Origin of the sequence: Bradyrhizobium sp. CB1717, from assembly GCF_029714325.1 — a bacterium.
Taxonomy (GTDB): domain Bacteria; phylum Pseudomonadota; class Alphaproteobacteria; order Rhizobiales; family Xanthobacteraceae; genus Bradyrhizobium.
On the sequence record NZ_CP121666.1, the window covers coordinates 3,140,999 to 3,162,866 of the forward strand.

General features: G+C 65.3%; 20 protein-coding genes. 13 read left to right on the forward strand and 7 right to left on the reverse strand.

The genetic code is table 11. From position 1 onward, the window contains the following. Positions 1–173: 173 nt before the first annotated feature. Together QA649_RS14830 and QA649_RS14835 are read left to right on the forward strand one after the other, a co-directional pair. On the forward strand, positions 174–422 hold the full coding sequence (locus QA649_RS14830; protein ID WP_283024833.1) for a hypothetical protein: 249 nt from the start codon (positions 174–176) through the stop codon (positions 420–422). A gap of 80 nt (positions 423–502) precedes the next feature. Beyond that, positions 503–1,975, forward strand: a complete 1,473-nt coding sequence (locus QA649_RS14835) for a carboxylesterase family protein (protein WP_283024834.1) — start codon at positions 503–505, stop codon at positions 1,973–1,975. A 7-nt stretch (positions 1,976–1,982) separates the two neighbouring features. Here the strand turns inward: QA649_RS14835 and QA649_RS14840 are convergent, their stop codons facing one another. Beyond that, positions 1,983–2,162 (reverse strand): hypothetical protein, encoded by a 180-nt coding sequence (locus QA649_RS14840; RefSeq protein ID WP_018640802.1) that lies wholly within the window; start codon positions 2,160–2,162, stop codon positions 1,983–1,985. A 158-nt stretch (positions 2,163–2,320) separates the two neighbouring features. Here QA649_RS14840 and QA649_RS14845 point away from each other — a divergent pair, with 158 nt between their 5' ends. Then, on the forward strand, positions 2,321–3,115 hold the full coding sequence (locus tag QA649_RS14845; protein WP_283024835.1) for a class III extradiol ring-cleavage dioxygenase: 795 nt from the start codon (positions 2,321–2,323) through the stop codon (positions 3,113–3,115). Positions 3,116–3,302: 187 nt separating this feature from the next. Here the strand turns inward: QA649_RS14845 and QA649_RS14850 are convergent, their stop codons facing one another. The 3 genes from QA649_RS14850 to glgC are packed head-to-tail and all read right to left on the reverse strand — an operon-like array spanning position 3,303 to position 6,313. Then, positions 3,303–3,563: a SemiSWEET transporter gene (locus tag QA649_RS14850; RefSeq protein WP_018640800.1), complete on the reverse strand. Its 261-nt coding sequence runs from the start codon at positions 3,561–3,563 to the stop codon at positions 3,303–3,305. A gap of 33 nt (positions 3,564–3,596) precedes the next feature. After that, positions 3,597–5,054, reverse strand: coding sequence for a glycogen synthase GlgA (gene glgA / locus QA649_RS14855; protein WP_283024836.1), 1,458 nt, complete (start codon positions 5,052–5,054; stop codon positions 3,597–3,599). Next, complete coding sequence (gene glgC / locus QA649_RS14860; RefSeq protein ID WP_283024837.1) at positions 5,051–6,313, reverse strand: glucose-1-phosphate adenylyltransferase; 1,263 nt, start codon at positions 6,311–6,313, stop codon at positions 5,051–5,053. Before glgC ends, glgA begins: the two co-directional genes overlap by 4 nt. A gap of 327 nt (positions 6,314–6,640) precedes the next feature. Between glgC and QA649_RS14865 the strand changes: the two genes are divergently transcribed. Then, a complete protein-coding gene (locus QA649_RS14865) occupies positions 6,641–7,096 on the forward strand; it encodes a hypothetical protein (RefSeq protein ID WP_283024838.1) in 456 nt (151 codons plus the stop codon). Between the two features lie 126 nt (positions 7,097–7,222). Here the strand turns inward: QA649_RS14865 and QA649_RS14870 are convergent, their stop codons facing one another. Further along, complete coding sequence (locus tag QA649_RS14870; RefSeq protein ID WP_283024839.1) at positions 7,223–8,203, reverse strand: ABC transporter substrate-binding protein; 981 nt, start codon at positions 8,201–8,203, stop codon at positions 7,223–7,225. Positions 8,204–8,680: 477 nt separating this feature from the next. Here QA649_RS14870 and QA649_RS14875 point away from each other — a divergent pair, with 477 nt between their 5' ends. From QA649_RS14875 to QA649_RS14915, 9 genes are all read left to right on the forward strand, one after another. Continuing rightward, entirely contained in the window at positions 8,681–9,781 is a 1,101-nt protein-coding gene (locus QA649_RS14875; RefSeq protein WP_283024840.1) for an ABC transporter substrate-binding protein, read from the forward strand. Beyond that, complete coding sequence (locus QA649_RS14880; protein ID WP_283024841.1) at positions 9,759–10,781, forward strand: ABC transporter permease subunit; 1,023 nt, start codon at positions 9,759–9,761, stop codon at positions 10,779–10,781. The genes QA649_RS14875 and QA649_RS14880 overlap by 23 nt, the downstream gene beginning before the upstream one ends. After that, positions 10,775–11,572: an ABC transporter ATP-binding protein gene (locus tag QA649_RS14885; RefSeq protein WP_283024842.1), complete on the forward strand. Its 798-nt coding sequence runs from the start codon at positions 10,775–10,777 to the stop codon at positions 11,570–11,572. The genes QA649_RS14880 and QA649_RS14885 overlap by 7 nt, the downstream gene beginning before the upstream one ends. Continuing rightward, positions 11,566–12,738 (forward strand): acyl-CoA dehydrogenase family protein, encoded by a 1,173-nt coding sequence (locus QA649_RS14890; protein WP_283024843.1) that lies wholly within the window; start codon positions 11,566–11,568, stop codon positions 12,736–12,738. The genes QA649_RS14885 and QA649_RS14890 overlap by 7 nt, the downstream gene beginning before the upstream one ends. 30 nt (positions 12,739–12,768) lie before the next feature. Then, complete coding sequence (locus tag QA649_RS14895) at positions 12,769–13,869, forward strand: LLM class flavin-dependent oxidoreductase (RefSeq protein WP_283024844.1); 1,101 nt, start codon at positions 12,769–12,771, stop codon at positions 13,867–13,869. Beyond that, positions 13,866–14,804, forward strand: a complete 939-nt coding sequence (locus QA649_RS14900; protein ID WP_283024845.1) for an ABC transporter substrate-binding protein — start codon at positions 13,866–13,868, stop codon at positions 14,802–14,804. Before QA649_RS14895 ends, QA649_RS14900 begins: the two co-directional genes overlap by 4 nt. A 379-nt stretch (positions 14,805–15,183) precedes the next feature. Continuing rightward, the gene (locus QA649_RS14905) at positions 15,184–16,029 is read left to right on the forward strand and encodes a CmcJ/NvfI family oxidoreductase (RefSeq protein WP_283024846.1); all 846 of its coding nucleotides are present in this window, start codon (positions 15,184–15,186) and stop codon (positions 16,027–16,029) included. 104 nt (positions 16,030–16,133) lie between these two features. Next, on the forward strand, positions 16,134–16,448 hold the full coding sequence (locus tag QA649_RS14910; RefSeq protein WP_283024847.1) for a septal ring lytic transglycosylase RlpA family protein: 315 nt from the start codon (positions 16,134–16,136) through the stop codon (positions 16,446–16,448). A 44-nt stretch (positions 16,449–16,492) separates the two neighbouring features. Beyond that, positions 16,493–17,662, forward strand: a complete 1,170-nt coding sequence (locus QA649_RS14915; protein ID WP_283024848.1) for a Gfo/Idh/MocA family oxidoreductase — start codon at positions 16,493–16,495, stop codon at positions 17,660–17,662. Between the two features lie 206 nt (positions 17,663–17,868). Here QA649_RS14915 and QA649_RS14920 read toward each other — a convergent pair whose 3' ends face one another. Continuing rightward, entirely contained in the window at positions 17,869–19,179 is a 1,311-nt protein-coding gene (locus tag QA649_RS14920; RefSeq protein ID WP_283024849.1) for an ABC transporter substrate-binding protein, read from the reverse strand. Between the two features lie 143 nt (positions 19,180–19,322). Then, the gene (uvrA, locus tag QA649_RS14925) at positions 19,323–21,833 is read right to left on the reverse strand and encodes an excinuclease ABC subunit UvrA (protein ID WP_283024850.1); all 2,511 of its coding nucleotides are present in this window, start codon (positions 21,831–21,833) and stop codon (positions 19,323–19,325) included. Positions 21,834–21,868 lie beyond the last annotated feature (35 nt).

A 21,868-nucleotide genomic window follows, 5' to 3' on the forward strand; every position in this document is an offset into this window, starting at 1 on the left:
TTTTGTTTTGCCGGCAGGCTAATCCTGCAGGCCCGGCTTGTCATCAGAACAAGTGCAATCCTCGGTAGTTGTTTTCAATGTCATCGTGACGGCGCGAACGTTGCTCCATTGCACGCATCGCGATGCACAATGGCCGTGATTGTCCGGGCTAATCATGCCTGATCCCTCTGTGTATGCTTGCGATTACAAGCCACGCGTGCCGGCCGGGCGTCATGACAGAGTTGAGTGAGCGGACCAAAGCCAACATGGACGTCGTCCTGGAGGAGACGTGCCGCCAACTGCCGCACGGCGGCGATCACGACAGCCGCAAGTTCATCGCCGAGCGCCTGATCGAGGCGGCGCAGGCGGGACACTCCACGCTCGGCGAACTCGGCATCATCGCGCGACGGGCACTGGCGGAGATCATTGCGAAGGGCGGTTAGCTGCGAGCCGCAAGGCTTGCCTCCTTGGCGCTCGCCGACATAACTTTGCAGGAGACCTTCCGCGCATCGAGATCCCGAAGATGCGGTCCCTGCTTGCGCTCGTTACGGCTTCCGCATGTCTTTGCCTTGCCGGCCCGGCCGTGGCCCAGCCGGTCGGACAGTTTCCGTTCGCGCTGACGCGCGAAGGCCAGATGCTCGGCGGCGTCGAAGGCGAGGTGGCCTTCTTCAAGGGACTGGCTTATGCGGCCCCGCCGGTCGGGCCGTTGCGCTGGCGTCCGCCGCAGGTCACGCCTGAAAGTTCGGAGATGCGCACGGCCTATGAGTACGGTGCGCCGTGCCTGCAGTCATCGCTGCGAAGCGCGCGCGAAGATTGCCTCACACTCAACGTGTTTCGTCCCTTCGGCGTCGACGGGCCATTGCCGGTGATGGTGTTCATTCATGGCGGCGCTTTTGTCGGCGGCACCGCGAACGATCCGCTGTTCGATGGCGCCAGGCTCGCGCAGGCCGGCCTCATCGTGGTCACCGTGAATTATCGTCTCGGCGCGCTCGGCTGGCTCAGCCATCCCGTGCTGTCGGAAGGCGGCTCCGGAAATTACGGCCTGATGGACCAGGTCGCGGCGTTGCGCTGGGTGCACGACAACATCGCGGCGTTCGGCGGCGATCCCGGCAACGTCACTTTGTTCGGCAGTGGTGCGGGTGCGACATCGATCGCGTTGTTGATGCTGTGCAGCGAGGCGCGAGAGCTGTTTCAGAAAGCCATTCTGCAATCGCTGCCCGGCCGCGTGCGCTTGCGTTCGCGGCAGGAGGCGGAAGCCTCGGGCCTGCAATTCGTCGCGACGCTCGGGCCGGATGGCACCGACCCGCGCGGAATTGCGACGGCGCGGCTGCTTGCGGCCGAAAGGAAGCTGCTGGAAAAATCTCCGCACGGCTTCGCGCCGGTGATCGACGGGGGGCTCGTGACGGAAGACATTGCCGCAGGCTTTGCGGCCGGACATGAGAACCGGATTCCGCTGGTCATCGGCGCCAACGATGACGAGACGGGATTCGACAGCGAGCCGGAGGTCGCGGAGGCACTCGCATCGTCAGGCGCGACACCCGAACAATTGCTCAAGCTCTATCCCGACCTCGCGAGACCCTCGGACCTTGCAGCCCAAGTCTACACCGACAAGGTCTTCTCCGAACCGGTGCGGCTGCTCGCGCGCCTGCATGCTGCGACCGGCGCGCCAACCTACCGCTATCGCTTCGCCTATGTGCCGGAGGCCCGACGCGCCAATCCCGAGGGCGGTCACGGGCGGGAATTGCAGTTCATCTTCGGTGCGGAGGGCGTGCCCGGGGCCGGCATCCTGTCGCGGCGCGACCGCGAGGTCGCAAGCCGCGTGCGCGCCTACTGGATCAATTTTGCAAAGAGCGGCGATCCCAACGGCCCGGACCTGCCGCATTGGGACGCGGCAGACCGCGATCGCCTGCTGCTGATCGCGAACGACCGCATCGCGAGCGGAGACGACCCCTTCGCAGAGCGCCTCGACCGGCTTGCAGATGAGAGCAAGAAATGAGTTGGACTTAAGCCGCGAGCTCGACGCGCGGCGCCGGGCTCAGCCGGTCTTCCTCGAGATAGTCCATCGCGCCGTCCTTCTCGACGGCATAGAACTGCTGGCCTTCCCGCGACTTGAAGGCGGCGCGAACGACGCCGCGGCGGCCCTTGTCACTGTTGACGACGTCCCCCAGCGAAAACTTCCTCATCTCACGTCCTCGTCTTCTGGCCGACTCCTTCGGCCACGGCGGGGATTTTGGAAGGCAAATCGTTAACGACTTGCTAACCATACGGGTTTGCCTATGCTCGCCGCCGGTCGCGTGGGACCATCACGCGCGTATGTTGTCCTAGAGCCGAGCCTTTACCCATGACGCGATTTCCGACCCTGTTCCTTTCGCATGGCGGCGGCCCCTGGCCCTTCATGGAGGACCGGCGGGTGCAATATGCGAAGACGGCCGAGGAGTTCGGCCGTCTGCCGCAGCTCCTGCCCGAACGACCGAAGGCCGTGCTCGTCATCACCGGGCATTGGGAGGCCGACGCCTTCACCGTGTCGACCTCGGCGCATCCGCCGATGGTCTACGACTATTACGGTTTCCCCGAGCATACCTATCACCTCAAATATCCTGCGCCGGGCAGGCCGGAGCTTGCCGCGGAAGTGAGGGCGCTGCTCAAGCACGTGGGCGTCGATTGCCGCGAAGATCCCAATCAGGGTTTTGACCACGGCACCTTCGTCCCGCTCGGCCTGATGTATCCGAACGCCGACATGCCGATCGTGCTCTTGTCGCTGAAGTCGAGCTACGATGCGGCCGAGCACATCAAGGTCGGGGAGGCGATCGCATCGCTGCGCGACGAGGGCATCCTGATCGTCGGCAGCGGGCTCACCTATCACAACATGCGCGGCTTCAACCGGCCGGAATCGAAGCCGGTCTCGTATGATTTCGAGGCCTATCTGAACGAGGCGATCAGCAACCCCGATGCGGCGCGCCGCAATGCGATGCTGGTCGACTGGGAGAACGCGCCGAGCGCACGCCTTGCGCATCCGCGCGAGGACCATCTGCTGCCGCTGATGGTGGCGGCCGGGGCAGCCGGCAAGGATGTGGGCAAGCGGGTCTTCGTCGACGAGGTCGCGAGCGTCGCGATGGCGTCGTATATGTTTGGATGAGTTGTGTGGCGGCATTGCGCCTTAACCCTCTCTCCTTGTGGGAGAGGGTGGATCGCCGCGAAGCGGCGAGACGGGTGAGGGGTTTCTCTCAGCGCGCCTATCGATCCATCTGAGCGCTCGGATGCAACCCCTCATCCGGCGCTTCGCGCCACCTTCTCCCACAAGGGGAGAAGGAAGAGGGACATTCTCACCCGTATCTCAGCTTCATCACCAGAATGCCGCCGGCGAGCAGCATGGTGACGGCGTTCGAGGCGATCAGCGGGCCATCGCCCGAGAGCAGGCCGTAGATCAGCCAGAGCGCCAGGCCCAGCACCATCACCAGGAACATGCCGAGCGAGATGTCGCCGGTGGAGCGGGTCTTCCACACCTTGATGGCTTGCGGTGCGTAGGCCACGGTGGTGCAGGTTGCGGCGGCAAAGCCGATCAGCTTGATCAATAGCGGGTCCATGCGCGCTCTATAGCATGGATTCGACGTCATGCCTCAAGCGCGGGCCGCCATGAGATCGCGATACAGCGCGGCATAGTCGCCGGCGCGGTTGCGCCAGGAGACGTCGGTCGCAAGGCCGCTTCGTTGCAGCCGCCGCCAGGTCAGCTTGTCGTGGAAGGCGGTGTTGGCCTTGCGCAGCGTGCCGGCGAAGGCATCCGCCGTCACCGGGCTGAACTTGAAGCCGGTCGCATCGCGCCCCGATGCGTCGGCCTCGCCGATATCGACGATGGTATCCTCGAGGCCGCCGACGCGCGACACGATCGGCACCGCGCCATAGCGCAGCGCGCAAAGCTGGGTCAGGCCGCATGGCTCGAAGCGCGACGGCACCAGAAGCGCGTCCGAGCCGGCCTGGATCAGATGTGCCAAAATCTCGTCATAGCCGATCACGACGCCGATCCGGCCGGGATTGGCGCGGGCGGCGGCCTGGTAGCGGTCCTGGAGATCGCGGTCGCCGCTGCCGAGCAGCGCGAGCTGCATGCCTTCGCGCAAAATGGTCGGAATCGCCTCGAGCAGGAGATCGAGCCCCTTCTGCCAGGACAGCCGGCTGATGACGCCGAGCAGCGGTGCTTCGTCCGAGGAATCGAGATTGAACTGCTGCTGCAGCACCGCCTTGTTCGCAGCCCGGAACGTCAGGTCCTCCGCGCCGAAGCGATAGGCGATGTGCGCGTCGGTTTGCGGATTCCACACCTCGGTGTCGATGCCGTTGAGGATGCCGCTCAATGCGCCCGCGCGTGCGCGCAACAGTCCGCCGAGCCCCATGCCGCCTTCGTCGCTCTGGATCTCCTGGGCATAGGTCGGCGATACCGTGGTGATGCGGTCAGCGAATTGCAGGCCGGCCTTCAGGAAGCTGATGCCGCCGAAATATTCGAGGCCGTTGACGTCGAACGAGGACTCCCAGGGCAGGCCGATCGCGCCGATCAGCTCACGCGCGAACTTGCCCTGATAGGCCATGTTGTGGATCGTCATCACGGTGCCGGGCCGCGGGCGATTGTCATAGTGCAGATAGGCCGGTGCGAGCCCCGCCTGCCAGTCATGGGCGTGCACGACGTCAGGCGCGAACGCCGGAACGAGGCCGTGACCGATATCGGCCGCCACGCGCGACAGCGCCGCAAAGCGCACGCCGTTGTCTGGCCAGTCGACGCCCTCGGCGGTGACGTAAGGATTGCCCGGCCGCGTGTAGAGATGCGGCGCGTCGAGCACGAACAGGTCGAGCCCGTCACGGGAGCCGGCGAGCAGCCGGCCCGGCCCCCCGAAATAATCCGGCCAGCGCCGGACTTCCTCTGCGTCGGACATCAGCCGCATCACGTCGGGATAGCCCGGCATCAGGGTGCGCATCTCCACGCCATGCGCCTTCAGCGCAAGCGGCAGCGCCCCGGCGACATCCGCGAGGCCGCCGGTCTTGACGATGGGGTAAACTTCAGAGGCGACCGCGAGGACGCGAACAGGCGTCATGTATTGAGCCTGTCGATCATCGGCTGGGTGATCAGCGAGATGCCCTGCTCGGTGGTGCGGAAGCGCTTGGCATCGATCTCGGGATCCTCGCCGACGACGAGGCCCTCGGGGATCTCGACGCCGCGGTCGATCACGACGTTCTTTAAGCGCGCGCCGCGCCCGACATTGACGTAGGGCATGATCACGGCGTTCTCGACATTGGCATAGGAGTTGATGCGCACGCCGGTGAACAGCAGCGAGCGGCGCAGCGAGGCGCCGGAGATGATGCAGCCGCCGGAGACCAGCGAGCTCACCGCCTGGCCGCGCCGGCTCTCCTCGTCATGGACGAATTTCGCCGGCGGGGTGATCTCCGCGTAGGACCAGATCGGCCAGGCGCGGTCGAACAGGTCGAGCTCAGGCACCACGTCGGTGAGGTCGATGTTGGCGGCCCAATAGGCGTCGACCGTGCCGACGTCGCGCCAATAGGCGCGCTCGTCGCTGCCGGAGCGGACGCATGACGTCGAGAACTGGTGCGCGATGGCGCGGCCGTTCTTGACGATATAGGGGATGATGTCCTTGCCGAAATCATGGTTCGAGTTCGGGTCTTCGGCGTCGCGCTTGAGCTCGTCGAACAGGAACTTCGCGTTGAAGACATAGATGCCCATGCTGGCGAGCGAGACGTCCGGCTTGCCCGGCATCGGCGGGGGATCTTTCGGCTTCTCCAGGAATTGCTGGATCCAGCCGTTCTCGTCGATATGCATGATGCCGAAGCCCGAGGATTCGGTGCGCGGCATCTCCAGGCAGCCGACGGTGACGTCGGCGCCGCTCTCGACGTGCTGGCGCAGCATCACCTCGTAATCCATCTTGTAGATGTGGTCGCCGGCCAGCACGACGATGAAGCGGCAGGCGTGCGACTCGATGATGTCGATGTTCTGGTAGATCGCATCCGCCGTGCCGACATACCACATGTTCTCGGAGACGCGCTGGCTCGCGGGCAGGATGTCGAAGCTCTCGTTGCGCTCGGGGCGGAAGAAATTCCAGCCCATCTGGAGATGGCGGATCAGGCTGTGCGCCTTGTACTGGGTGGCGACCGCGATGCGGCGGATGCCGGAATTCACCGCGTTCGACAGCGCGAAATCGATGATGCGGGACTTGCCCCCGAAATAGACCGCGGGCTTGGCGCGCCGATCGGTCAGCTCCAAAAGCCGGCTGCCGCGTCCACCAGCCAGGACGAACGCCAGCGCCTGACGCGCGAGCGGCTCATTACCCACGGCACTCATGCAATCCTCCCCACACCTCTGGCGCGTCGCGGGAGGCGTCCCGGCCGCGCACCATTGGAACCGATAGTAACGGTACGAATAGTAAATCAGGAAGATGGTTGTTGGTTGCGAACGCGCGGGAAGCTTAATGCTTTGCCGTGGTCGCCGGGACCGGGCGCCGTCGTATCGGGGGTCATATCGGCGCGATCCCGCTTGACCATAATTGAGGCATGCACCCGCTCTCTTGTGCGCCGCACGCAAAATCGAGGCTTTGACTTGGCGCAACGATGCCCGATCATAGGCCTGCGATCCTTTTTCCAAGCGAAACGTCAGACAGGGAGCAAGACGATGAGGATCTGGACAACTGCAATTGCCTGTTCACTGGCGGGCGCGGTCATGGTCGGCCAAATCGGGCAGACCGCAGCAGCCCCGCTGCCGACCAATGTCGGAGCCATGAAGGCGGCAGTCGGCGATGATGTCACGCAGGTCTATTGGCGCGGCCGCGGCTGGGGTGGCGGCTGGGGATTGGGGTTCGGCGCCCTCGCGGCCGGCGCGATCATCGGCGGCGCCATCGCCAGCAGCGCGCCCTACGGCTACGGCTATTACGGCGGCGGTCCGTATTACGGCGGCTATGGATATCCGGGCTACGGCTATGGTTACGCGCCGGCCTATTACGGCTACGGGCCGGGCTACGGCTATGGCGGCTACTACGTGCGTCCCCGCTATTATGGCTATCGGGCCTATCGTCCGTATTATGGCCCTCGTTACGGCTACTACCGGTCCTATTACGGCGGATATTGGTGAGCGCCTCGCGGAGCTAGAGCGAGAGCCACACGATCAGGCTCATGCAGGCGAAATGCATGAGCACGATCGCGGCGAGATGCAGCGGGTCGGCCTTGAGGCGAGGCCTGTGCATCCCGCCGCCTCCGTTTAGTTTGATCCCGCGGCCGCGGCGGTGAAGCTGCGGTCCACGGCTTTGCTGACGTCGAGCTGCTTCGGCAGGATCCCGTAGCGCGTCGAGCGGTCCGAGGCGGCCTGGATTTCCTTGACCACGTTCTCGTCGATCACGATCGGGCTGGTGCGCTGCGCGGTGTAGGCCGACAGCAGCACGTCCTCCGGCAGTTTTGTCAGTTCGGCCGTGTTCTTCGCGTATTCACCGAGGTGATCGAGCGACCACAGCCGCGCCTTGTTCAAGCGCTGCACCAGGTCCTGCACCGCCGCGCGCTTGGTGGCTATAGCGTTGTCGGAGGCGACGATGAAGGTGATGGTCGGCGTCAGGCCGTCGCCGTCGGCGATCACGCGCGCCTTGTCCTTCAGCGTCGCGAACGAGACATAGGGCTCCCACACCGCCCAGGCGTCGATCGAGCCGGCGACCAGCGCGATCTTGGCATCCACGGGGCCGAGTGGCGCGAAGGTCGCATCCTCCAGCTTGATCTGCGCCTTCTCCAGCGTCGCGTCGATCAGGAACTGGCCCCAGCCGCCGCGCGTGCCGGCGAGGCGCTTGCCCTTGAGGTCGGCGGCCGACTTGATCGGCGAATCCTGGCGCACCAGGATGGCTTGCGTCTTCGCGTCCGATCGCGTGCCGCCGATCGCCTTGATCGGTGCGCCGGCCGCATAGACCGAGAGGAACGAGAGATCGCCGGTGTAGCCGACATCGAGCGCGCCGGCGTTGAGCGCCTCGAGGATCGGCGCGGCTGCCGGGAATTCCGACCATTCGATCTTGTAGGGCAGGTCCTTCGCATAGCCGGAGATCTCCAGCAGCGAACGGTTGCCGCCTTTCTGGTCGCCGACGCGCAGCACGACGGGGTCGGCGGCGAGCGATGCGGCCGCTGTCGACAGGGTGATGGCGGCGGCCAGCAACGAGGTGGCGAGCCGGCGGGTGATGGAATGGTCGTGGGAGTTGATGCTCATTGGATCCGTCTTGTTGCGTCGCTCACGATGCGTGAGCGGACGATGCAGCGAGACGATCAAGTCTATGAGCGCGCGATCCGCAGTCAATGAAATGGCCAACCGTATCGCGTGCGCGATCGGCAAGGACGTTTCAACGAAGCGAGGCTTTCGAGAAATTGCAGCATGCGCGGTCGATGATGCGCATGAATGAAGCGGGAGAGGGCGCGCAAGCGCACACCGCCCGCCGTTGCATCTGCAAAAATCCTTTCATCGTTCCCGCACGCGCGGATGGAGAGAATGACTTCGCTTCGCGTCACATTCGAAATTCCATTTCATTGACGATGTCGCCAACGCGCCGCATGATTTGCGCATCGCATCAACGCGGCGCGAAAAGCGCCGGCGGGAAAACTTTCTCTCAACGCAGCTCCGCACGGAACATGCGCAACGCGAAACGTTGCGTAAATGGCGGAGCCGTGCCAGCGCAGGAGCCAGGGGCCGATGAACGACGACACCAAGCGCAGCGGATCGACAATCGACCGGCGCCATCTGCTCCAGGCAGGGCTTGCAGCCGCCTTTGCGGCGCCGCTCGGTGCGCTCGGGGCACAGGCTTTTGCTCCGCGCGGGATCGCAACCGGTGTCGACTTCTCGGACTTTCCGCTGTGCCGCACGGCCTCGGACGCACCTGCGCTCACCGGCGCGCCGCGCAAGCTCAAGCTGTCGTGGAATGCCGGCGCCGTCTGCCTCGCGCCGGTGCCGGTCGCGATCGAGCACGGCTTCTTTCAGAAGCACAATCTCGACGTCGAGCTGGTCAACTATTCCGGCTCGACCGATCAGCTGCTCGAGGCGATCGCGACGGGCAAGAGCGATGCCGGCCTCGGCATGGCGCTGCGCTGGCTGAAGCCGCTGGAGCAGGGCTTTGACGTCAAGATCGCCGCCGGCACCCATGGCGGCTGCATGCGCGTGCTGTCGCGCGCCAATTCCGGCGTTGCCAAGCTCGCGGACCTCAAGGGCAAGATCGTCGCGGTCGGCGATCTCGCGGGGCCCGACAAGAACTTCTTCTCGATCCAACTGGCAAAACTTGGCATCGATCCGGTGAAGGACGTCGACTGGCGCGCCTATCCCGGCAATCTGCTCAACGTTGCCGTCGAGAAGGGCGAGGTGCAGGCCTTCCTGTCCTCTGATCCGTTGGCCTATCTCTGGCTCAAGGACACGCAATACAAGGAGGTCGCCTCCAATCTCGACGGCGAATACCGCGAAAAGAGCTGCTGCATTCTCGGCCTGCGCGGCAGCCTGGTGCGCGAGGAGCCGCAGGTCGCGCGTGCCATCACCCAGGCGCTGCTCGATGCCGCGATGTTCACCTCGCAGAACTCCACGGTCGCGGCAAAGTCGTTCCAGCCCTACGCGCCGAAGGCGGCGACGCTCGCCGACATCGAGGGCATGGTGCGCTACCACACCCATCACCATCATCCCGTCGGCGACGTGCTCAAGCGCGAGCTCAAGGCCTATGCCGACGATCTCAAGAGCGTGCAGGTGTTCAAGCAGAGCACCGACACCGCCAAATTCGCGGAGCGCATCTATGTCGACGTATTCGCTGTCTGACGGCCTCGCCTCCGGCGCGCCGCGCTCCTCGCGCGCGCCGCTGCTGGCCACCTGGCTCCGGGAATCCGGTGTCGGCGTGGTCGCCAGCATCGCCTGGATCGCCTTCGGCCTGTCCTGCCTGTGGTGGGAAGATGTCGGCGACTGGTCGCGCACGCATTCGCTCGGCATTGCCGCCTTCGTCATCGCGGCGATCGCACTGTTCGGAACCGTCGGCGCCGACTATCTGGGATCGGCGGGGCAGGCGTTGCACAAGCGTGCGCCCTGGCTGGTCGCGCTCGGTGCCTTCCTGACCGTGTGGGAGGCCGCGACTGCAAAATTCGCCTGGCTGCCGCTGCCGTTCTTTCCGCCGCCGCAGGCGATCATCGAGGTCTATACCGACGATCTGCCAAAACTGCTGGACAGCGTGTTCGCCTCGATCAAGCTCCAGCTCGGCGGCTATCTGATCGGCGCGACGGTCGGCTTTTTGACCGGCGTCTCGATCGGCTGGTCGCGCGCGGTCGGCTACTGGGTGCATCCTGTGCTGCGCTTCATCGGCCCGCTGCCGGCGACGGCCTGGCTGCCGATCGCCTTCTTCACCTTCCCGTCGAGCTGGAGCGCCTCGACCTTCCTGATCGCGCTGGCGACGGGCTTTCCCGTGACCGTGCTGACCTGGTCGGGCGTCGCGAGCGTCAGCAACGCCTATTACGACGTTGCGCGCACGTTGGGCGCAAAACCGTCCTTCCTTGTGCTGAACGTCGCGATCCCCGCGGCACTGCCGCACGTCTTCGTCGGCCTGTTCATGGGGCTCGGCTCGTCCTTTGCCGTGCTCGTCGTCGCCGAGATGATCGGCGTCAAGGCAGGGCTCGGCTGGTATCTGCAATGGGCGCAGGGCTGGGCCGCCTACGCCAACATGTATGCGGCGCTGATCGTGATGTCGCTGCTCTGCTCCGGCGCGATCACGCTGCTGTTTTCGATCCGCGACCGCCTGCTGGTCTGGCAGAAGGGGACCGTCAAATGGTAGCCACAGCTCTCACGGAGGCGATCACGCATCCGGCCGCCGGCGCCGCGCTCGACATCGAGCAGGTCAGCCACGCCTTCGACATCGACGGTGCCGAGCTGCCGGTGCTGAGCGATGTCAGCATCTCGGTCGAGCCGGGCGAATTCGTCGCGCTGCTCGGACCGTCCGGCTGCGGCAAGTCGACTTTGCTACGGCTCGTCGCCGGGCTCGACAAGCCCAAGGCGGGAAGGTTGTGGGAGGACGAGGAGCGCATCAGACGTCCGCATCCTTCGCGCGTGGTCGTGTTCCAGGATCCGACGCTGTTTCCCTGGCGGTCGGTCTGGGACAACGTCGCCCTGGGCCTCGAGGCCCAGGGCATTCTTAGGAGCCAGCGGCAGCGCGTCGATGATGCGCTTGATCTGGTCGGGCTGTCGTCGTTCCGCAATGCCTATCCGCACCAGCTCTCCGGCGGCATGGCGCAGCGCGTCGCGCTGGCGCGTGCGCTGGTCAACGATCCAAAAATCCTGATCCTCGACGAGCCGCTGGGAAAACTGGACTCGCTCACCCGCATCACCATGCAGGCCGAGCTCGTCGCGCTCTGGCAGCGTAAGGGCTTTACCACGCTGCTGGTGACACATGATGCCGAGGAGGCGCTGGTGCTTGCCAACCGCGTCGTCGTCTTCAGCGAGCGTCCCGCGCGCGTGAAGGCCGACATCCGTGTCGACCGTCCCTATCCGCGCCATCGCGGCGATCCGTATCTCGCCGATCTGCGCCGCCAGATCCTTGGTCTGCTGGGGTTGGACGCCACATGGTAACGCCTGCAGCCAAGGGCCGCACGGCTCACAGCGAACCCGACTACATCGCGCGCGCCGAGGTGCTGGCCGAAACCTTCGGCACGCGGGCGGCCGAGCACGACCGCACGGGCAGCTTTCCTTTCGAGAATTTTCGCGAACTGTCCGAGGCCGGCCTGCTGTCGCTGACGGTGCCGGCGGCCCATGGCGGCGCCGGGGCGGGCGCGCGCTACGCCGCGCGCGTCATCGGCATCCTCGGCAAGGCCGATCCGTCGACCGCGCTGGTGCTGTCGATGCATTACATCAATCATCTCGTCATGGCGCGCAGCCCGGCCTGGCCGGCGCGGCTGTCGCGCAAGCTCGCGCGCGAGAGTGTCGAAGGCCTTGCGCTGGTCAACGCGCTTCGGGTCGAACCCGAGCTCGGCTCGCCCGCGCGCGGCCGCCTGCCGGCGACGATCGCCCGGCGCACCGAAACCGGTTGGCGCCTTTCCGGCCATAAGATCTATTCGACGGGATCGCCGATCCTGAAATGGTACCTTGTTTGGGCACGAACGGACGAGGCCGAGCCCCGCGTCGGTCAGTTCCTGGTGCCGGCAAGCCTGCCGGGCACGCGCATCGTCGAGACCTGGGACCACCACGGCCTGCGCGCCAGCGGCAGCCATGACGTCATCTTCGACGATGTCGTGATCCCGCTGGATTCCGAAGTCGACGTGCGCAAGCCGGCTGACTGGCGGGCCCCCGACGTCACGCAGGCGACCGTCCACACGGTCTTCGTCGCCGCGATCTATGACGGTGTCGCCCGCGCGGCGCGTGACTGGCTGATCAAGTTCCTGAAACAGCGCGTTCCCGCCAGCCTCGGCGCGCCGCTGGCGACCTTGGCCCGCGCGCAGGAGAGCCTCGGCGCGATCGAGGCGCGGCTCGCGGTCAATGCGCGGCTGATTGAGACGTTCGCCCGCGACTTCGATGATGGGGTCCAGCTGTCCGCCGGCGAATCCAACGTCATCAAGTTGACCGTCACCAACAACGCCGTCGCCGTGGTCGAGGAGGCCTTGTCGCTCACCGGCAATCACGGCCTGTCCCGCAGCAATCCGCTGGAGCGGCACTATCGCGACGTGCTGTGCGGGCGCGTGCACACGCCGCAGGACGATTCCACCCGCATCGGCCTCGGCCGCGCCGCATTGGGTCTCTAGCTTTTCCGGAAAACAATCAGGGAGACGATCATGTCGATCGAGTTCATCGGCTTCATCAGCAATAACAATTCGTCCGAGACTGTCGTTCGCGAGGGACCGATCCTCAACCCCACTCACATCGAGACGGTGGCGAAGGCGCATGAGAATGCCGGCTTCGATCGTGCGCTGCTGGCGTTTCATTCGACCTCGCCGGACGCGCTCCAGGTCGCGCAGCACGTGCTGAATCACACTGAGAGGCTCAACGTGCTGATCGCGCAGCGGCCCGGCTTCACCGCGCCGACGCTGCTGGCGCGGCAGTTCGCCGTGCTCGACCAGTTTTCGCGCGGCAGGGTCGCGCTGCACGTCATCACCGGCGGCAATGCCACCGAGCTGCGGCAGGACGGCAACACGCTCGACGACAAGGACGAGCGCTATGCCCGTACCTCCGAGTTCCTCGATGTGCTCAAGCTGGAATGGACCAGCGACAAGCCGTTCAGCTACAAGGGCAGGTACTACCAGGTCGAGAACGCCTTCTCGCAGGTGAAGCCGTATCGCCCCGAAGGCATCCGCGTTTATTTCGGCGGCGCCTCGGATGCGGCGATCGACGTCGCCGGCAAGCATGCCGACACCTTCGCGCTGTGGGGCGAATCCTATGCGCAGGTGCGCGACGTGACCTCGCGCGTCCATAACGCCGCGGTGCGGCAGGGGCGGCCGACGCCACGCTTCAGCCTGTCGGTGCGGCCGATCATCGCCCCGACCGAAAAGCAGGCCTGGGAAAAGGCAGAGGAAATTCTGGCGCGCGCCACTGCGCTCCAGGACAAGACCGGCTATCGTAAGCCCGCCGACGGCCATGCCACCGCCGGCGCGCGGCGCCTGCTCGCGCTCGCCGACCAGGGCAGCCGCATCGACAAGCGGCTCTGGACCGAGATCGCAAAGCTCACCGGCGCCAACAGCAACACCACCGCACTGGTCGGCACGCCCGAGCAGGTCGCCGAGGTCTTCGGCGACTATTACGACCTCGGCATCAGCCATTTCCTGATCCGCGGCTTCGATCCCCTGATCGATGCCATCGAATACGGCCGCGAGCTGATCCCACTGACGCGCGAGCTGGTTGCCAAGCGCCAGGCCGTTCGCGGCGAGGCGGCGGAATGATCCGCCTCATGCTCGCCGGCGCGCTGCTGTTCGGTTCGCTTGAACTGGCGGCGGCGCAAACCACCCTGCGCGTCGGCGACCAGAAGGGCAATTCGCAGGCCGTGATGGAAGCGGCCGGTGTGCTCAAGGACGTTCCCTACAAGATCGAGTGGAAGGAGTTTCCGGCGGCAGCTCCACTGCTTGAGGCGTTGAGCGCGGGCGCGATCGAGACCGGCCTCGTCGGCGATGCACCCTTCACCTTTGCCGCCGCCTCCGGCGCGCCGGTGAAGGCGATCGCCGCGATCCGGCAGACGCGCGAGGGGCTCGCCATCCTCGTCCCCGAGACTTCGCCGATCAGGAGTTTTGCCGACCTCCGCGGCAAGAAGATCGCGACCGGCCGCGGCTCGATCGGCCATCAGCTGATCCTCGCCGCGCTGGAGAAGAACGGCTGGGCTGCGAGTGACGTGCAGATCGCATTCCTGGCGCCGTCGGACGCCAAGATCGCCTACACGCAGGGCTCGGTGGATGCTTGGTCGACCTGGGAGCCGTATGTCAGCCAGGAGGAGGTGCTGTTCAAATCGCGCCGCATCATCACCTCCGAAGGTCTGACACCGGGGCTGAGCTTCCAGGTGGCGCGGCCCGATGCTATCCGCGATAAGCGCGCCGAGCTGACCGACTTCGTCCGGCGCCTCACCGCGGCGCGGGCGTGGTCGCTGAACAACGTCGACAGCTATGCCGCGACATGGGGCAGGTTGATGAACATCCCGACCGCCGTGCCGCAGAACTGGCTGTCGCGCGCAAAGATCCGCATCGCGCCGATCGACGACGGCGTCGTCGCGGACGAGCAGAGCACGATCGACCTGTATTTCCGCTGGGGCCTGATCAAGCAGAAGCTCGATGCAGCGGAGATCGTGGATCGCTCGTTTGCGGATGCGATCGCGAAGGCGGGGTTGTAGGCGGCTCTGCCTGCGCCGGTCGGCTTACCCTCCCCTGGAGGGGGAGGGTCGGCTCGCGTTGAGCACAGCGAAACGTGAGACGGGGTGGGGTGACGGTCTCTCCACATCCAATAGTGCCCGAGTGGAGAGATCACCCCGCTCGCGCTGTGCGCGATCGACCCTCCCCCTCCAGGGGAGGGTAAGAGGAAGAAACGCTCTCACGAGCACCTCAAGGACCCGTGAGGAGAGGCGATGCTTTCCAGCGCAGTCGCCTTCCTCGAAATATTCCTTCTGCTGCTTGCGCCGCCGAGAACACCTCTATTGCTATTTGCTCTACCTCCCTTGCGCCCCATCGTATCCCCGCAAAAATCAATCCGACGACCACATCGGGAGACCGGCCATGGGCCTGCAAGAAATAAGAATCGAATCGCTTCCCTTCGTCACTGCCGAACTCAACTATCTCGCGCCGACATCGGCCAAGCCGCGCACCTACGCCTTCGATCCACCGCCGGGCGAGCCGAAAAGCACCTCGCTGCCGGAGCCGCACCAGGTCCCGATCTTCGATGCGCGGCTGATCGCGCAAAACTTCTCGCTCGATCGCGAGGGCTTTGCGCTGGTGCGTCACCCGACGCAGGTGAAGGACTTTTATAACGAGGAGGAAATCCGCGCGGTCTATTATCCCGCCGTCGAAGCCTTCCTTCGCGCGACGCTGAAGGCCGATCGTGTGGTCATCTTCGACCATACCGTGCGCAAGCGCGTTGAGGGCGCCACGGACATTCGTGGCGGCGGGCCGCGTCAGCCGGCGACGCGCGTCCATGTCGACCAGACTGTTTCGTCCGGCGCCAACCGCGTGCGCGAGCATCTGCCTGACGAGGCCGAGGAGCTGCTGAAGGGACGCGTGCAGGTGATCAATCTGTGGCGGCCCATCCGCGGACCCTTGCGCGATTCACCGCTCGCCATGGCCGACGGCACGACGGTTAAGCCCGAGGATCTCGTCGCCTCCGACCTGATCTATCCCAATCGTCGCGGTGAAACCTATTCGGTGACATACAATCCGAACCACCGCTGGTTCTATTTTCCCGAGATGACGCCGGACGAGGCGCTGCTGCTGAAGTGCTACGATTCCGCAACGGATGGCCGCACCCGTTTCGGGCCGCACACCGCGTTCGTCGATCCGACCACGCCCGCCGATGCGGCGCCCCGTGAAAGCATCGAGGTCCGAACGCTGGTGTTTCACCGGCAGTAACAAACTGTGATGACCTTGCCGGACGTTTTCCGGCGGGGTTCCTGGAACCTGAGGGAACAAAACGACGTTTGCAGCGCCGGGCAGGGTTAACCGGGAGCGGTGCCGTGCGCGCGCAGACGATCCTTCTGTTTTGCTTGATGACTTCATTCCTCGCTTTCATCTCCGTCGCTAACGCCGAAAGCGGGCTTGCTTCGTACTACGGATATGGAAGGGCCGGCAAAGGCGGCGAGTTGACCTGCGCCCACCGCACTCGCCCGTTCGGCAGCGTGCTCAGGGTGTCCTACAGCGGGCGCACGATCCAGTGCCGCGTCAATGATCGCGGCCCCTTCATCCGCGGCCGCATCGTCGATCTCTCGGTACCCGCCGCTCGCGCGCTCGGCATGATGAGCGCCGGCGTGGTGCGCGTGTCGGTGGATTAGCTCTCCGAGCGCGCTATAGTGCCGCCCGAAGCAAGGGGGGCGCTATGACTGGGATCAGGGTGGGACTCGTCGGCTGCGGCTTCGTGTCGGAGCTGCACATGTATGCGTTCCGGCGCGTCTATGGCGTGGATGTCGAGGTCGCGGCGGTGGCCGCGCGCGGCGACAAGGTCGTCGCGTTCGCCCGGCATCACAATATCCCGCGTGTTTATCGGAGTTTCGCCGAGCTGATCGCGGACGGCGAGCTCGACGTCATCGACATCTGCACGCCGCCGAACCTTCATGCGGAGATGATCGTCGCCAGCATGCAGGCCGGCAAGCACGTCATCTGCGAAAAGCCCTTCGCCGGCTATTTCGGGCGCGAGGGCGACACGCAGCCGATCGGCAAGCACGTGCCCAAGGCGCTGATGTATGAGCGCGTGATCGAAGAGATGGACAGGACGCGCGCCGCGATCGAGCGCACCGGAAAACTCTTCATGTATGCCGAGGACTGGATCTACGCGCCGGCGGTGACCAAGACCGCCGAGATCATCAAGGCGACCAAGGACAAGATCCTGTTCATGAAGGGTGAAGAGAGCCATTCCGGCTCGCACGCCGCGCATGCGGCGCAATGGGCGATGACCGGCGGCGGCTCGCTGATCCGCATGGGCTGCCATCCGCTCTCGGCCGTGCTATATCTGAAGCAGGTCGAAGCCAGGGCGCGGGGCGAGAGCATCCATGTCGCCAGCGTCACCGGCGATGTCGGCAACGTCACCGCCGTGCTCAAGCCGGAGGAGCGCAGCTACATCAAGGCCAATCCCGTCGACGTCGAGGATTGGGGCACGCTCACCGCCACCTTCTCCGACGGCACCAAGGCCACCATCTTCTCCGGCGACATGATCATGGGCGGCGTGCGCAATCTGATCGAGACCTACACGTCCGGCGGCTCGCTGTTCGCCAACATCACGCCGAACAATCATCTGATGAGCTATCAGACCAGCGAGGAGAAGCTCGCCAGCGTCTACATCACCGAAAAGGTCGACCGCAAAACCGGCTGGCAATATGTCTGCCTCGAGGAGGAATGGACGCGCGGCTATCTCCAGGAGATCCAGGATTTCATGGAATGCGCCGCGACCGGGCGGCAGCCGCTGTCGGACCTCGCGCTGGCCTATGAGACGATCAAGGTGAACTACGCCGGGTACTGGGCGGCGGAGGAGGGACGGAGGGTGGTGTTGTAGGGCGATGTAGCGGCAAGGCACGCCGCGAATCCTTCTCCCCTTGTGGGAGAAGGTGGCGCGAAGCGCCGGATGAGGGGTCTCTATCCGCTTGCTCATTGTGAGAGGCTCACGCGCGGAGAGAGACCCCTCACCCGTCTCGCCGCTACGCGGCGAGCCACCCTCTCCCACAAGGGGAGAGGGTGCACCGCTCGTGTAGCGACAGCTTCCTATGCCCCGTAGGTCGAACCCTTCGGCAGCGGGAAGACCGGGTCCTGCGTCTTGATGTTGGTCGGCCACACCACCGAGATGTGCTCGCCGGCGTTCTGCATCACCACCGGCGTCGAGCGTTCGTTCTGGCCGGACATCGGTGTGCCCGGCGGGAAGAATTTCACGCCATAGCCCTGGATGGTGCCGCCTGCGGGGATGTCGACGTCGAGCGCGGCCTTGCGGATCGCCTCGGGGTCGAAGCTGCCGTACTTCTCCTTGGCGACCGGCAGCACGTTGTTGAGCAGCACCCAGGTCTGATTGAAGCCCATCGAGCAATGCGGCGGCACGTCGGTGGCGCCGGTCTTGGCCTTGTAGCGCGTGACCATCGCGTTGATCAGATCGCCCATGCCCGGCGCCAGCTTGGCGGGGTCGAGCAGTTGCGCCGGCACCGGATCGATGTTGCAGAAATTGTCGATATCGGCGCCGAAGGTGGCGCGCAGCTTGTCGAGCTGGCTGTAGCCCGCACCGTTGCCGAACAGCATCTTGAAGCGCAATCCGCTCTCGCGCGCCTGGCGCAGGAACAGGGTGATGTCGGGGTTGTAGCCGGCATGCGAGATCACGTCGGCCTTGGCGCGCTTGATTTTCGTGACCAGCACCGAGAGATCGGGCGCCGAAGCCGAATAGCCCTCGCGCAATACGACCTGCAGTCCAGCGTCCTTGGCGTAGGCCTCGTCGGCGGCGGCGACGCCGACGCCGTAGGGGCCGTCTTCGTGGATCAGCGCGACCTTGACGTCCTTGGGGTCCATGCCGAGCTTTGCCTTGGCGTGCTCGCTCATGAAGCGGGCAAAGGCCTGGCCGTACTGGTCGGAATGGATTTGCGCGCGAAACACGTATTGCAGGTTCTTGTCCTTGAACACGGCGGTCGAGACCGCGGTCGTGATCCAGAGGATCTTCTTCTGCTGCTCGACCTTGGCCGCGAGCGGCACCGCATGCGCGCTCGCATAGACGCCGTTGAGGATGTCGATCTTCTCCTGGCTGATCAGGCGTTCGGCCTCGTTGATCGCGACGTCGGGTTTGCTCTGGGAATCCGCGGCGACCGGGGCAATCTTGGTCTTGCCGCCGACGCCGCCTTTCTCGTTGACGAGGTCGATCGCGATCTGCGCGCCGATCGACGAGGCGACCGAGCCGCCGGCGGCGAACGGACCGGTGAGGTCGTAGATCAGGCCGATGCGCAATGTCTCGGCTTGCGCCTGGGCCCTGGTCCAATCGAGGCTGAGTGTGGCGGCGGCAGCCGCCGTACCCTTCAGCAGCTGCCTGCGTGAAGTCGGCATCCTATCCTCCCTCAAAACCGTTGGTTGTTATTTTTTGCGAAGTATGGGGAGGGGGGGCGCGGAAAGTCAACATGGCGAAAGTCTGGGTCCGTCCTCCGCGGGCCTGGAACGCAATTGCGAAATGATGCCGCGAAATCGTGCAATCAGTGCTTCAGGCGGCGCGCCAGATAGCGCGCGGTCTTCCCGCCCGCCTTGGCGAGCTGATGCGGTGTCCCCGCTGCGACGATAAGGCCACCCTCGTCGCCGGCGCCGGGACCGAGATCGATGATCCAGTCGCTGTGAGCCACGACATCCATGTCATGCTCGACCACGACCACGCTGTTGCCGGCATCCACGATCCGATCGAGCTGGGCGATCAGGCGCTCGACATCGCGGGGGTGAAGGCCTGTGGTCGGCTCGTCCAGGATATAGAGGGTGTGCCCGCGCTGTGGACGCATCAGCTCGGTCGCGAGCTTGATGCGCTGGGCCTCGCCGCCGGACAGCTCGGTCGCGGACTGGCCGAGGCGGATATAGCCGAGACCGACCTCGCGCACGACGGACAGCGAACGGTTCAGGGTGGCATCGTCGCGGAAGAAGTCGAAGGCCTCGTCGACGCGCATCGCCAGCACGTCCGCGATGGATTTGCCGTCGATCTTCACCTCGAGCGTCTTGTCGTTGTAGCGCGCGCCCTTGCAGGTCGGGCAGGGCGCGTAGACGCTGGGCAGGAACAAGAGCTCGACGCAGACGAAGCCTTCACCCTCGCAGGTGGCGCACCTGCCTTTGACGACATTGAACGAGAAGCGCCCGGCATCGTAGCGGCGAGCCTTGGCCTGCGGCGTTGCCGCGAACAGTTTTCGGACGTGGTCGAACAGGCCGGTGTAGGTCGCAAGGTTGGATCGCGGCGTACGGCCGATCGGCTTCTGGTCGACGACGACGAGGCGATCGACACGGTCGAGACCGGCGAGGATCTTGCCGCCCAACGTCTCGACCGTCGGAGCCAGGCTGTCGTCATCCGCATCGGTGGCCAGCGTATGGCCGAGATGCCTGGCGACGGCCTCGACCAGGAACTGGCTGATCAGGCTCGATTTGCCGGAGCCCGACACGCCGGTGATGCCAGTGATCACGCCCAGCGGGATATCGACGTCGAGGCCGCGGAGATTGTTGCGGACCACACCCCTGATCTTCAGATGCCCGTTCGGCTCGCGACGGGTCGTCGGCAGCTTCTTTCGTGGATGCGCGAGATAGGTCGCGGTTCGCGATTGCGCGATGTCGCCGAGCCCTGCCGGCGGCCCGCTATAGAGGATGCGTCCGCCGCCGTCGCCGGCGTCGGGCCCGACATCCACCAGCCAGTCGGCATGCCTGATCACCTCGATCTCGTGCTCGACCACGAAGATCGAGTTGCCCGCGTGCTTCAGCCGGTCGAGCGCACGCAGCAGCGCCTCGGTATCGGCGGGGTGCAGGCCTGCGGATGGTTCGTCGAGCACGTAGACGACGCCGAACAGGTTGGAGCGGACCTGCGTCGCCAGACGCAAGCGCTGCAGCTCGCCCGGGGACAGCGTCGGCGTGCTGCGCTCGCAGGCGAGATAGCCAAGGCCAAGGTCGAGCAGGACGGTGAGGCGTGCCGACAGATCCTCGCAGATGCGCCGGGCGACGACAGCCTTCTCCGACCTGTCCGGCGAAGCTTTCGCGAACGGCTTGATCAGCTCCTGCAATTGCTTCAGCGGCAGGTGCGAGATCTCGGCGATATTGAGCCCGGCGAACTTCACCTTGAGCGCCTCGGGCTTCAGCCGCGTGCCATGACAGGTCGGACAGTCCTGCGTGATCATGAACTGCGCAACGCGGCGCTTCATCATCGCGCTCTCGGACTTGGCATAGGTCTGCATCACGTAGCGCTTGGCGCCGGTGAACGTGCCCTGATAGCTCGGCTCCTCCTTGCGGCGCAGCGCCCGTTTGACTTCGGCTGCGTTGTAGCCGGCATAGACCGGAACGGTCGGCTGCTCCTCGGTGAACAGGATCCAGTCGCGGTCCTTCTTCGGCAGCTCGCGCCAGGGCTTGTCCACGTCGTAGCCCAGCGTCGTCAGGATGTCCCTTAAGTTCTGTCCCTGCCAGGCGCTCGGCCAGGCCGCGACGGCGCGCTCGCGGATCGTCTTGGTGTCGTCGGGCACCATGGATTTCTCGGTGACGTCGAGCATCCTGCCGATGCCGTGGCAGGTCGGGCAGGCCCCCTCCGGCGTGTTGGGAGAAAACGACTCCGCATAGAGCATCGGTTGCCCCCGCGGGTAGTCGCCGGCGCGGGAATAGAGCATCCTGAGCAGGTTCGAGATGGTGGTCACGCTGCCGACGGACGATCTCGTCGTCGGCGCGCCGCGCTGCTGCTGAAGCGCGACGGCGGGCGGCAGGCCCTCGATGTCGTCGACTTCAGGGATCTGCATCTGGTGGAAGAGGCGCCGCGCATAGGGCGAGACCGATTCCAGATAGCGCCGCTGCGCCTCGGCGTAGATCGTCCCGAAGGCGAGCGAGGATTTGCCGGAGCCCGACACGCCGGTGAACACGACCAGGGCGTTGCGCGGAATCTTGACGTCGACGTTCTTGAGATTGTGCTCGCGGGCGCCCCGGACCCGGACGAAGCCGTCGTCCTGCATCAGGCTCTCGGGTTGTCTCGGTCGGTCGTCCATCTGGCTCCTCCAGCCCCGCTTGGGCATTAACGGCA